The organism is Nitrosospira multiformis (genome assembly GCF_900111585.1).
GTDB classification, from domain to species: domain Bacteria; phylum Pseudomonadota; class Gammaproteobacteria; order Burkholderiales; family Nitrosomonadaceae; genus Nitrosospira; species Nitrosospira multiformis_B.
Map to the genome: position 1 here is coordinate 105,221 of NZ_FOHI01000002.1, position 12,981 is coordinate 118,201.

At 52.5% G+C, this 12,981-nt stretch carries 13 protein-coding genes; all 13 read left to right on the forward strand.

Features of this window, described 5'->3' with window-relative positions:
• Positions 1-91 precede the first annotated feature (91 nt).
• Positions 92-1,417 carry an ArnT family glycosyltransferase gene (locus BMW46_RS03585; protein WP_074704838.1) on the forward strand — a complete coding sequence of 442 codons (1,326 nt, stop codon included), beginning with the start codon at positions 92-94 and terminating at the stop codon, positions 1,415-1,417.
• Positions 1,418-1,630: 213 nt separating this feature from the next.
• Positions 1,631-2,584 carry a glycosyltransferase family 2 protein gene (locus BMW46_RS03590; protein WP_074704840.1) on the forward strand — a complete coding sequence of 318 codons (954 nt, stop codon included), beginning with the start codon at positions 1,631-1,633 and terminating at the stop codon, positions 2,582-2,584.
• Positions 2,585-2,696: 112 nt separating this feature from the next.
• Positions 2,697-3,413, forward strand: coding sequence for a class I SAM-dependent methyltransferase (locus BMW46_RS03595; protein ID WP_074704843.1), 717 nt, complete (start codon positions 2,697-2,699; stop codon positions 3,411-3,413).
• A gap of 78 nt (positions 3,414-3,491) precedes the next feature.
• Positions 3,492-3,905 carry a VOC family protein gene (locus tag BMW46_RS03600; protein ID WP_177171029.1) on the forward strand — a complete coding sequence of 138 codons (414 nt, stop codon included), beginning with the start codon at positions 3,492-3,494 and terminating at the stop codon, positions 3,903-3,905.
• 18 nt (positions 3,906-3,923) lie between these two features.
• On the forward strand, positions 3,924-5,702 hold the full coding sequence (locus BMW46_RS03605; protein WP_074704848.1) for an HAD-IIIC family phosphatase: 1,779 nt from the start codon (positions 3,924-3,926) through the stop codon (positions 5,700-5,702).
• Positions 5,703-5,710: 8 nt separating this feature from the next.
• A complete protein-coding gene (locus BMW46_RS03610; protein WP_074704851.1) occupies positions 5,711-5,947 on the forward strand; it encodes an acyl carrier protein in 237 nt (78 codons plus the stop codon).
• Positions 5,944-6,624: an acetyltransferase gene (locus tag BMW46_RS03615; RefSeq protein ID WP_074704854.1), complete on the forward strand. Its 681-nt coding sequence runs from the start codon at positions 5,944-5,946 to the stop codon at positions 6,622-6,624. Before BMW46_RS03610 ends, BMW46_RS03615 begins: the two co-directional genes overlap by 4 nt.
• Before the next feature lie 12 nt (positions 6,625-6,636).
• Positions 6,637-7,341, forward strand: a complete 705-nt coding sequence (locus BMW46_RS03620) for a WbqC family protein (protein ID WP_074704856.1) — start codon at positions 6,637-6,639, stop codon at positions 7,339-7,341.
• A gap of 117 nt (positions 7,342-7,458) precedes the next feature.
• Positions 7,459-7,842 (forward strand): EamA family transporter, encoded by a 384-nt coding sequence (locus BMW46_RS03625; protein WP_074704859.1) that lies wholly within the window; start codon positions 7,459-7,461, stop codon positions 7,840-7,842.
• Positions 7,843-7,874: 32 nt separating this feature from the next.
• Positions 7,875-8,996, forward strand: coding sequence for a dTDP-4-amino-4,6-dideoxygalactose transaminase (gene rffA, locus BMW46_RS03630; protein ID WP_074704862.1), 1,122 nt, complete (start codon positions 7,875-7,877; stop codon positions 8,994-8,996).
• Between the two features lie 129 nt (positions 8,997-9,125).
• Positions 9,126-10,343, forward strand: a complete 1,218-nt coding sequence (locus BMW46_RS03635) for a TIGR04063 family PEP-CTERM/XrtA system glycosyltransferase (RefSeq protein ID WP_074704864.1) — start codon at positions 9,126-9,128, stop codon at positions 10,341-10,343.
• Positions 10,340-11,452: a glycosyltransferase family 4 protein gene (locus BMW46_RS03640; protein WP_074704867.1), complete on the forward strand. Its 1,113-nt coding sequence runs from the start codon at positions 10,340-10,342 to the stop codon at positions 11,450-11,452. The genes BMW46_RS03635 and BMW46_RS03640 overlap by 4 nt, the downstream gene beginning before the upstream one ends.
• Positions 11,453-11,474: 22 nt before the next feature.
• Entirely contained in the window at positions 11,475-12,836 is a 1,362-nt protein-coding gene (locus BMW46_RS03645) for a phenylacetate--CoA ligase family protein (protein ID WP_074704870.1), read from the forward strand.
• Positions 12,837-12,981: the final 145 nt, after the last annotated feature.

Genomic DNA, 12,981 nt, shown 5'->3' on the forward strand with positions numbered 1-12,981 from the left:
ACGTAAGCTGGCGCCACTTTGGACCGGATTTGTCAACATATCCGGTTTACCTGTGTTAAAAGGTATGCGCTAATTTTCCGAATCCTCAGCTTTGAACACACTTCCAGATCCAGAAAGTAACATCGAACGCGTCCATCGCTTTCAACGCCGGCACACGGTTGCCGCTCCCTTGTTTCATCTCCTCGATTCCCACGTTTTCCTGCCGGTGTGTTTCATACTCTTCGTGGCATTGCGCGTAGCGCTGATTTTCTTTGTGCCCGTTGAGATGACTTCCGATGCAAGCTGGTACTTCGACAGGGCGGTTAGCATAGCGAGTGGCGGCGGCTATTCGGAAGCCGGATATCCGACAGCCTACTGGCCGGTTGGCTATCCCGGCTTTCTTGGTATCCTTTTCTATCTTTTCGGTCAGGATCAATTGGTAGGGCAGATAGCTAATTTAGTAATGGCAGTCATCAGTTTTTTTTTGCAACTGGAACTGACACGAAGAATTTTCCGGAACGAAGCGGTTGCGCGCCTGGGAGTCCTCCTGCTTACCCTATACCCGAATCATGTAGCTTATACCTCTTTGATCTTAACCGAAATTTACTTTACCTTTTTACTGCTTCTTGGCGTATACCTCTACATAACAAGGAGCCACTGGTTCTGGATATGGGTTTGCGGCATTGTCTTCGGGCTGGCAGCGCTGACCAAACCGCAGGTAGTATTCTTGCCTGGTCTGCTGGTACTTTTTCATGTATTCAGCGCGGAGAGAAGGGATAGGCTGCGGCAGCACCTCATCAAGGGACTTGCTATCTATCTTACAATGGCTGTGGTGCTGGTCCCATGGGCGGTGCGGAACACAATGATTTTCGGGGAACTCGTCCTGATCTCCACCAACGGGGGCGCAACGCTCCTGACTGGAAACAATCCCACAGCGCGCGGAGGCTACGAGGAAAATGATCCATTGGTGGCCCAGCGCAATTTCTCGGTTCAGGATCAAGTGGAATCGGACCGGCGCGCAAAGAAGTTGGCAACCGATTGGATAAGAGAGAACCCCGTGCGGTTTGTAGAACTTATCCCTCTGAAGATATGGCATCTGTGGTCCAGAAATGGCGAAGCGGAGTGGGCCTATCAGGCGGGCTACCGGTATTATGAGCAATATAGCGGCGCGTTCCATACCGTGAGGTGGATAAATCAGATCTTTTATGCTCTACTGCTTGTGGGCTCGTTCGCAGCAGCTTTCCTGTTGATAAAGCATTGCGATAAAGTCGCCTGGCCGTGGGTGCTCATCGGATACTGCCTGATGATTTACCTGACCCTGATATCGATAGTCTTTTCTGGACAACCCAGATTCCATTTTCCGGCCATGCCATGGGTCATCATGTATACAGCGTGGGCAGCCGTTATGATCAAGGTAAGTCAGCCTCGGGAACGATAAGACGCCTATGTATCCAGAACATCAGGTTTCTAGAGGCTGCAACCCGCTTCCAGACGAATGAGCGCTCGTTTGGCGGATGCGATCCATCCGGTAAGAGGGCGCCATGATCTCGAACTTTTCCAGGTTTCCCATTGCGGCGCGTCTTCGTCTAAAAAGTAAATCATGCCACTTTAAGCCGTAATTAAGTAGAATTTGACCACAGGGCACCAGAAGATGAACAAGGAATCCGGATCTGACCATACGCCGCCGGAAATCAGCATTGTCTCCACCATGTACCGGTCGCGACCGTTTCTTGACCGGTTTCTTGCCGAGTCCCTGCAAGCCTTATCCGATATCAAGTGTGACCATTTTGAGATATTGCTCGTCAATGATGGCTCGCCGGATGAGTCTCTGGCTTATGTGCTTGAGCGCCAAGCAGACATCCCGCAACTCGTCGTGGTTGACCTTTCGCGGAACTTTGGACATCACCAGGCCGTACAAGCTGGATTACGGCATGCGCGAGGAAATCTCATTTTTCTCATCGACTGCGACCTGGAGGTGTCGCCGCTGGTGCTGGGAGAGTTTTACGCCAAACTACGCGAGACAAAATCCGACGTCGTTTTTGGCTATCAGGAAATGCGCAAAGGGGGACAGTTTGAACAGATGAGCGGAGGACTATTCTGGAAAGGGTTCAACCTGCTCAGCGATGTAAAGATCCCTGAAAACATTCTTACGGAACGGATCATGACGCGTCGTTGTGTGGAAGCGCTACTGCAGATGGGCGACCGGAATCTTTTTCTCGGTGGTATGATGAGTTGGACGGGTTTTCAGCAAATCGGCCTGCCTATCGTCAAGAAACAGCGCAAAGGCAGAAGCACATATACTCTCCTGCGACGTATCGGACTGATGATCAATGCAGTGAGTTCGTTCTCCGCTCAGCCACTGATCTGGCTGTTCAATATAGGCGTGATCATTACCCTGCTGAGTTTCTCATTTGCATTCTATCTTGTATTACGAAAGCTACTGTTTGACGACACCCTCATGGGTTTCACTTCAGTAATGACCATGATGATGCTCAGCCTCGGCATTATGACCACAGCCATTGGGGTCGTAGGTATTTATCTGGGAAAGGTATTCAACCAGGTGCAGAACAGACCCAATTATATCGTGAGAGATATTTACCGCTGATGTTCAACCTGCACCGATGTACGGTAACGTGGCGTCCTTCTGATTTAGAATGAGAGCAAGGGATAATTAAAAAACTTATGCTCCATTTCTACTTAAATAAAGGAGGATATTCATGAGCCTGGAAAATGAGCAGGATTCAACCGCATATGATCGCACTTATGTTCTCGATAATCGGCTAACCCTACAGTGGTACCCCCAAAGAGTCGTTGCGATGGCGCAAACGGGCAGCATGTTGGAGCTGGGCTTGGGACACGGTTACTCCACCGAATATTTTGCAAAGACTTTTCAGCGCTACCAAGTGGTTGAAGGCTCCCAGGAGATGATTGATCGCTTCAGAAAGCGCTTCGCAATCGAGGGCGTTGATATCGCACAGGGGTATTTTGAGGATTTCGAGACTGACGAACGCTTCGACGTGATTGGCATGGGTTTCGTTCTTGAGCATGTGGACGATCCGGCCGCGATTATACGACGCTATGCGCAGTTCCTTTCTCCAGGTGGATCCATTTATATTGCCGTTCCGAACGCTGAATCCCTGCATCGGAGGCTGGGGCATGCTGCAGGCCTGCTCCCCGACATTTATGCTTTGAGTTCAGCCGATCTCGAATTCGGCCATAAGCGTTATTTCACTCTGGAATCGCTGGTTACAATGGTACAAGGCGAGGGATTGAGGATACGCAAGGTTGAAGGTCTCTTGCTCAAGCCGATCACGACGCAGCAGATGCTCGATTTGAATCTCAGCGAAGCAATCTTGCAGGCAATGCTCAAAGTGGGCGTTGACTATCCCGAGCTATGCAACTCTTTACTGATCCAGGCGAGCAGACCTGGCTAGCACTGGCGTCTGGTGCCATCGGAAAAACTTGAATTAGAAAAACTTGAACTGGCTTCTTAACAGGAAATGCAATTTTCAATGCAGGCGTTCGCTCTTCGCTTCCATCATTTTGGTCTGGCCAGCAGACGGCCGGAGCAGACGCTTAAGTTCCTCAAGGGACTGGGCCATGAGGTGGCTATGCAGGTCTATGACCCGCTGCAAAACGTGAATCTCTGGCTGTGCCCCCATTCTTCCATGCCTACTGTGGAGCTGGTCGCGCCTGCGGAGGGACAAGGTCCCTTGGATGCAATCCTCACCCAATCGAGCGAAAGCATTTACCACCTCTGTTACGAAACCGAAGATCTCCAAAACAGCCTTGAAGCCTTGAAAACAGGCGGATTCCGCGTAATCTGCGTATCCCCCCCAAAGCCTGCGATCCTCTTCGATGACAGACGGGTCAGCTTCTATATGATTAAGGATTTTGGCATAATCGAGTTGTTGGAATCCCGTTGACGATATCGCCGGAGAAAAGTGTTTACAGCCGTTTCCTCATTCCCTGCGGATATTCCCCCGACTCTCTCGGATCTTATCAGTACCTCCGATACCATGTATGCCGCGATGTCCTCTACGGCTCCCGCATATCGCTTCGGTTTCTTACGCAACGTAACGCTGGAAGGGATTGAGCCTTATCTGCGCTACCACATGTTGAGGATGGGGCTGCGGCCTGAACTGATCTTTGGGGGCTATGGATCCATCCGTCAGGATCTGATATTACCCGACTCACCGCTGGTCAAGGGTTGTCCAGACCTTCTGGTAACGGCGTTTATGCTTGAGGAGTTGGATCCGCATTACGGCCTCCCGGGGTGGAATGCATCACATTGCCGGGAGGAGTTGAGTACTATTTTTGACGCCTTGGCGGCCAGCGACGCCTCCACCATCAGCCTCAATACGTTCATCGTTCCCTTTCGCTCGGAGACTGGCACATTAATCGCGGCCCCGGACATTGCCAGTGAGGTAATCAGGCTTAATGATTTTGTCCGGACCTTTGTCCGTGAGCACAGTCCGCGTTTCTGTCTAATGGACTGGGATCGGCTTGCATACCGGATTGGCGAGGCCGAGGCCATGGACTATCGGTACTGGTATATTTCCAAGGCTCCGTTCAAACGATCCTTTCTCGATGCCTTGGCGCGGGAATTAACGAAAGTTGTGCTTGCCCTCAAGGGGCATAGCAAGAAATGCCTGGTCCTGGATTGTGATAATACGCTTTGGGGCGGCGTTGTCGGGGAGGATGGCATTGAAGGTATCCATTTGGATGGGCATGATTATCCGGGCCGGGCATATTATGATTTTCAGAAGACCGTCCTGCAATTGGCCGAACGTGGCGTGTTAATAACGCTCTGTTCGAAAAACAACGAACAGGATGTGCTCGATGTCCTCGATAAGCATCCCTGGAGCCTGCTCAAACGCAACCATCTGTCCGGCTTCCGGATCAACTGGGACGACAAGGCTGCTAACCTGGTCGAGTTGGCAAAGGAGCTGAATCTCGGTCTCGATGCTTTTGTATTCGTGGATGACAATCGGCGAGAGCTGGAATTAATACGGCAGGTACTCCCTCAAGTGACTACCTTGCAAGTGCCGGATAGGCTCTATGAATATCCGGCATTGCTCCAGCGCGATGGCCTGTTCGATACGTTGCTAACCAGCCAAGAGGATAAGCTGCGAACCAGTCTCTATCAGACTGAAGCGCAGCGCAAAGCCGAACGAAATCAGCATCCGGATTTGGAGAGCTACCTTTTATCGTTGCAATTGGTGGTGAATATTCAAGTTGCAACCGACCGGGAGGCAATGCGGGTTGTACAGCTGACCCAGAAAACGAATCAGTTCAATTTAACGACCCGGCGCTATTCCGATCACGATATTGCGCGGTTTCGCTCATCCAAGGACGCCTGTGTTTATACTTTATCCGCCAGCGACCGTTTTGGCTCTCTTGGATTGGTAGGTGTATTTATAGTCCAACGCCGGCAGGAGACCGCCTTGGTCGATTCCCTTTTGATGAGTTGCAGAGCGCTAGGCCGCCGTCTTGAGATAGCCTTTGTCCTGGAGTGCATGCGGCGTATTGTAGCGGATTGGGGAATCCTCACCTGGGAAGCAGAATACCTGTCCACAGCCAAGAACAGTCAAGTGGCGGATTTCTGGAGTACCCTTGGTTTTGCTCTGCTGGAACAAGCGGACGGACGCCGGCGCTATCGCTTGCAGGCCGCCATGCCCGAGATCGATCCACCGAGCTTTATCCATATTGAAGGAGAGTAGGCATTGCTATGTCTGATATAGAGAATCGCACCCGTGACGTTATGGCGAAAGTCCTGCAAGTCGCACCGCAAGATATCTCTCCCGACATTTCACGTAAGAATCTTCCCGCGTGGGACTCACTCAAGCACATGAATCTGATGCTGGCTCTGGAGGAGGAATTCGGTATCGAGTTCAGTGACAAGGAAATAGCCGATCTAAGCAGTCTGCATCTTTTAGTGGACGCCTTGCGGACCAAGCATTCATGAATGGTCAGTCTGATAGGCCTTTAGTCATCTTCGGCGTGGGGGAACTGGCCCAGTTGGCTTGCTATTACTTTACCCATGATAGCCCCCGCCGGGTTGCTGCCTTTACCGTAGATCGCATCTATTTCCGGGAAAATCAATGCATGGGGCTACCGGTGCTTGCCTTCGATGAGGTAGATACGCGCTACGCGCCTGAGGAATATGATATGTTTGTGGCCTTGGGCTATACCCGCCTGAATCAGGCCAGAGCAGAAAAGTGCCTGGAAGCTAAATCCCGTGGTTACCGCCTGGCGACATATGTCAGCAGTCGAAGCGTGACTTGGCCCGATCTGACCGTCGGCGAGAACTGTTTCATCATGGAGGGAAATGTAATTCAGCCCTTCGTGCGAATAGGCAACAATGTCATCATCTGGTGCGGCAGCCTTGTCAGCCATCACGCCGAAATTGACGACAATTGCTTCATCGCCGCTCACGCAGTCATCTCGGGTCATGTAAAGATAGGTGCTCACAGCTTCATCGGTGTAAACGCAACCCTACGCGACAAGATAACTCTGGCGGAGCGCACTCTACTCGGTGCGGGTGCCCTGGTCACTGCCAGTACTGACGAGAATACCGCGTATCTTACTGCATCCAGCCAGGAAGCCGGGGTTCCTAGCCATCGGCTGCAATCATTGCTCTAACAGAGCTATATCATGCAAGCCAGGCACAACAAAGTTGCTATCCTTCAATCCAATTATATACCCTGGAGAGGCTACTTCGATCTCATTCACGACGTCGACCTTTTCATCTTCTATGACGACGTGCAATACACGCATTCGGACTGGCGCAATCGGAACAAATTGATGACGAAGGATGGGCCGCGATGGCTGTCGATACCCGCTGGCCATAATCTGAAGAGTCTGATCTGCGAAGTGGAAATTCCGGATCAGCGCTGGAAACAGCAGCACAGAAGCATAATCGAACAGAACTACCGAAGTGCCCCTTTCATCAAGAAATCACGACCACTGCTGGATTTTCTGTATGAAAATTCGATAACAAATCTTTCCGACTATAACCAGCGCGCAATCAGGCACCTGTCCGATATCCTCGGCATTCAAACCCAATTTACTGATAGCAGGCTTCTTGGAATCAATGGCAGGAAAACCGAGCGGTTAATAGGCATCCTCGAGAAAGTCGGGGCAACGACATACATTAGCGGTCCTTCGGCGCGAGATTATATCGATGAATCTCTGTTTGATGAGGCCGGTATCAAGCTGGAATATAAGGAATACCCTGCTTATCCCACTTATCTGCAATGTTTTTCACCATTTGCGCCATTTGTTACTATCCTGGATCTGATTCTGAACGTGGGATCCGACTCGCCTCGTTATATCTGGGAATGGCGCAAGCAAATATAAAGAGCGGCCGTAATTGACCCAGGATAGTGATACGATTAAAAAGTTGCGTCAACGTGATCTCTGGTTCTGTTCCATCCGGTGATCCACTTTCCATAAGCTGCTGCGCCTGAGGTGAAGATGAAGGAACGATTCGATATAGCAGGACATGTTTATATCCTGTTAACCCTGCTGTTCACCGTGTATGGTCAACTGGTGCTCAAATGGCAGATGGGGCGGAGCGGCAGCATGCCGGAAGGAGGAGTCGATAAGGTTCTGTTTCTGCTCCAGCAGTTTCTCAACCCATGGATCATCTCGGGTTTGTTTGCGGCTTTTCTTGCCTCGCTTGCCTGGATGGCAGCCATGACACGTTTCGAGCTCAACTACGCTTATCCTTTCATGAGCCTGGCGTTTGTCATCGTCATGCTCTTCTCTGTGCTTTTCCTCAACGAATCGCTCACTCTCCAAAATGTCCTGGGCACGGTTATGGTTGTCAGCGGGCTGATTGTCATAGCTCGAGCCTAAGAGCGCCTTACCCAGACACGCCTATTTCAGCCATGATTCCTTTTAATAAGCCCTATATGACTGGCAAGGAGCTATGGTATGTCAGCCAGGCTCATGCGAACGGACACCTGGCTGGCGATGGGGTTTTCACGAAGAAGTGCAACGCGTGGCTGGAACGCCGTATCGGGTGTAAAAAAGCGTTGCTGACGCATTCCTGCACGGCTGCGCTGGAGATGGCGGCCATTCTTGCGCAGATCGGACCCGGCGATGAAGTCATCATGCCTTCCTATACTTTCGTCTCCACTGCCAACGCGTTCGCATTGAGAGGGGGCGTGCCTGTATTCGTGGACATCCGGCCTGATACATTCAATATCGACGAAGCCCTGATCGAGGCCGCCATCACCCCGAGAACCAAAGCGATCGTTGCTGTCCACTATGCAGGGGTGGGATGCGAGATGGATGCCATCATGTCCATCGCCGAACGATATGGTTTGTTCGTGATCGAGGATGCCGCCCAAGGCATTATGTCAACCTACAAGGGCAGACCGCTGGGCAGTATCGGCCATCTGGCAGCGCTGAGTTTCCACGAGACCAAGAACATCATTTCCGGGGAAGGGGGGGCCCTGCTGGTGAACGATGTACGCTTTGCGGAGCAGGCGGAAATAATCAGGGAAAAAGGTACTAATCGCAGTCAGTTTTTTCGTGGGCAGGTGGATAAGTATACCTGGGTGGATTTCGGCTCATCCTATCTTCCCAGTGAACTCATCGCTGCCTTTCTCTGGGCTCAAATAGAAGAGGCGGATGCAATCACGCAACGCCGCCTCGATATCTGGGACGTCTACCACGCTAATTTCGAGCTTTTGGAAAAACAGGGGAAGATCCGGCGACCGATCATTCCTTCTGATTGCGTGCACAACGCGCATATGTACTATCTCCTGTTGCCCAACCTGGACAAGCGTACCGCCTTTATCGATGCCCTCCGGCAGAAGGGAATAGGAACAGTTTTTCATTACGTTCCTCTTGACAGCTCTCCCATGGGGGAGAAGTGGGGCCGCAAGTCAGGCGCATTAACTTGGACACAAGAGCTGAGTGACCGGCTGGTGAGGCTGCCGCTGTGGCTCGGACTGGAGGAATACCAGAACGAAGTTATTCAGCATGTCGCGGCCGAGTTATGAAAAAAGTCGCGTTCCAGTTTCCATATTCCTTTGCATAAGTCATTTGGCACGACTTCCTATATGTTTCTGACTGGAGTTTCACGTAAATCTTCCGTTAAGCCATGCTGGACCTGACCGCAAAAAAAATTGATGCGAATTCTGCATATCCTTGATCACTCCATTCCCCTGCACAGTGGCTACACTTTCCGAACGCTTTCGATTCTGAATGAACAACGGAACCTGGGGTGGGAAACCTTTCACCTGACCGGATCGAAGCAGGAAAATTGCAGTGTGCTGGAAGAGTTCGTGGAAGGATGGCATTTTTATCGTACCCCAGCCCCGCCAGGATTGAGGGCGCGGCTGCCCGTCTTGAACCAGCTGGCTGTCATGGAGGCGCTTACCCATCGCCTGACTGAGGTGGTCAAGATTGTTGAACCGGATATCCTGCATGCGCATTCTCCAGTCCTGAACGCTTTGCCTGCCCTGCGCGTGGGACGAAGAGCGGGTATTCCTGTCGTCTACGAAGTCCGGGCATTTTGGGAGGATGCGGCCGTAGATCACGGCACCCACCGCGAATGGGGGGCGCGATATCGTCTCACCCGTGAGTTGGAGAGTTACGCTTTAAGGCGTGTTGATGCAGTAACCACGATTTGCGAGGGACTGCGCGGCGACATTCTCAAGCGGGGTATTCCCTCAGAAAAGGTAACCGTTATTCCCAATGCGGTGAATCTCGAAAATTTCAGGATGAGCGAGCGCGGGGATTTGCAACTTGCAAACGCCCTCGGGGTGGAGGGCAAGGTCTTGCTCGGCTTCATTGGCTCGTTTTACGCCTATGAAGGATTGACCGTACTGCTCAGCGCACTGCCCCGGATGTTGGCAGCAAATCCCGACATCCGCATTCTTCTGGTTGGAGGAGGACCGCAGGAAGACGAGTTGAAGTCTCTCACAGCCCGGATGGGCCTGCAAGACAAGGTTATTTTCACAGGCCGCGTTCCCCATGATCAGGTTCGGCGCTATTACAATCTGATCGATATTCTCGTGTATCCAAGATTGCCCATGCGCCTTACCGACCTCGTCACGCCACTCAAACCGCTGGAGGCCATGGCGCAAGGAAGGCTCGTTGCTGCTTCAGATGTGGGTGGACATCTCGAACTCATCCAGGATGGAAAAACCGGTGTGCTTTTCAAGGCGGGCGATTCTGACGCTCTGGCAGCCCGGATATTGAATCTGATATCCAGCACCGATACTTGGGATGCCCTTCGGGCCGCGGCCCGCAATTTTGTCGAAACCCAGCGCAATTGGGCTGGCAGCGTGGCCGGCTATAAGGAGATGTATTGCAATCTCCTCTCAAGGAAAGCATCGTCATGAAAGCTGGCTTGCGCATTGGTTTGGTTGGGCCTTTGCCTCCTCCTTCAGGGGGAATGGCTAACCAGACGTTGCAGTTGGCAGGGCTTCTACGAGAAGAGCATGTTGAGGTGGAACTGATTCAGGTCAATCGTCCCTACCGGCCTGGCTGGATTGGAAGATTCAAGGGGATCAGGGCGGGCTTCCGCCTGCTGTCCTATGTCAGCCACCTGTGGCTTTCCGCCGGCAGAGTTCAATTATTTCACGTGATGGCCAATTCCGGCTGGTCCTGGCACTTGTTTGCTGCTCCCGCTATCTGGATTGCGCGGCTCAGGGGTAAGCCGGTGATTATCAATTACCGGGGGGGTGAAGCGGACTCCTTCTTTGATAAAGCCTTTTCGTGGGTAAAGCCGAGCTTGTCAAGAGCGAACGCAATTATCGTTCCTTCCGGCTTTCTGGAAGGGGTTTTTGGCAAACGCGGTTTTTCGGCCAGTATCGTTCCCAATATCATCGACCTGAGCCGCTTCGGAGCAGGGATGCGATCCGATACCTCTACGGCGGTAGCCGGACCTGACTTTCCCCATATCATCGTCACCCGCAATCTGGAGCCGATTTACGACAATGAGACTGCACTGCGCGCTTTTCACATCGTAAGACGCTCCTTCCCCGCCGCGAAGCTCACCCTGGCCGGGTCGGGACCGGAGCGGCACATGCTGGAGCAACTTGCCTTCGCATTGGGCATAGGGGGGGCCGTGACATTCACCGGACATGTGGACAATGAGGGCATGGCTGCAATCTACCGCAGCGCGAGTGTGATGCTCAATCCGAGCCTCGCCGATAATATGCCCATATCGATACTTGAAGCTTTGGCAAGCGGCGTCCCGGTGGTGAGTACGAACGTGGGGGGTGTCCCCTATCTCGTTGAGCATGAAAAGAACGCCTTGCTCGTACCTGCGCGCGACCCGCAGGCGATGGCCAATGCAGTTCTGCGGCTGCTCAATGATGCGACCAGGACCAGGCGTCTGATCGAGGCCGGTATGGAATGCGCGCAACGCTACACCTGGCCGAACGTGCGCGTCCCCCTGTTCCGTGTCTATGAGCAGGTTCTTGCCGCGCCAGACAGATCCTGTTGAGTGACGCTGAAAACTTTGATAAATGAAAAACAGCGACTGGTATACATTGCTTGTATCGGGTCTTCTCTTTCCGCTGCAAGAGCGTCTCAAGGATCACTCGACGGTATCGGTACGCAAGGCGCTGGAGGGGTCTCAATGGTGGAACCGGGAGCGCCTGGAGGACTTGCAGCTGTTGAAGTTGCGCCATCTGCTGACTGAAGCAGAAGCGCACGTACCTTATTATCGCAGGATATTTGCGGAGGTTGGCCTCAAGGCGGCCGAGGTGTCCAGCCTTGCCGATCTGGCGCGCTTGCCGCTTCTCGATAAACCTGTGATCCGCGCCAATACGGAGGCATTGAAGTCCGAAAAAGCCAGAAGCCTGCGCTCTTTCAATACTGGAGGATCGAGCGGGGAACCGCTCACCTTTTATATCGGCAAGGAGCGGGTCAGTCATGATGTGGCGGCAAAGTGGCGCGCCACGCGCTGGTGGAATGTGGATATCGGCGATCCTGAGGTGGTGGTCTGGGGCTCTCCCATCGAACTCGGCGCGCAGGATCGTCTTCGCATGCTGCGTGATCGGCTGCTCAGAACAAGGTTGTTTCCGGCGTTCGAAATGTCAGAGCAAAAGCTCGACCGCTTCCTGGGCGAACTGCGCGCCGCGCCTCCCAGAATGTTTTTCGGCTACCCTTCGGCCTTATCCCATATTGCCCGCCATGCGCAGGCAAGAGGGCAGCGAATGGACGACCTGGGTATCAAAGTGGCATTCGTTACTTCGGAACGGCTTTACGATGAACAGCGACAACAGATCAGTGAAACCTTCGGATGTCCTGTTGCCAATGGCTACGGAGGACGCGATGCAGGTTTCATCGCCCATGAATGCCCGGAGGGCGGCATGCACATCACGGCCGAGGATATTATCGTGGAGATCGTGGATCGGCAGGGGATCCCGCTACCCTACGGCGAAGCAGGAGAAATCGTAGTCACTCATCTCTCTACCGGAGAATTTCCATTCATTCGCTATCGCACGGGGGATATAGGGATACTGGATGATGGAGTCTGTCGCTGCGGGCGAGGACTTCCCCTTCTCCGCGAGATTCAGGGTCGCAGCACGGATTTTGTCGTCGCCCAGGATGGGACAGTCATGCATGGTCTGGCCTTGATATACATCCTGCGAGATTTGCCGCAGATCAGTCATTTCAAGATCATCCAGGAGAGCCTGAACCTTATCCATATACAGGTGGTTTCCGGAGCAAAGCTCGATCGGGAGATTATTGCGAAAATCGAGGAAGAATTCAAGGCACGGCTTGGGCCGTCCGTTGATGTTCTGATCGAGGAGACAACTGAAATTCCAGCGGAAAAATCCGGCAAGTTTCGTTATGTGGTAAGTAAAGTCGCTGCGGCTTGAAAAAACATCGTGCAATACCGATCGTAACCTGAAGTTCAAGCTGCAGCTTTTGCCGGATTTGCCGCAAGTGCCAGCGCGGTGACGCTAGCCTGGAATGCAGGATTAAATGAGTCATCCCCTAAGACTCTAGCCCGTGCCAAAGTTT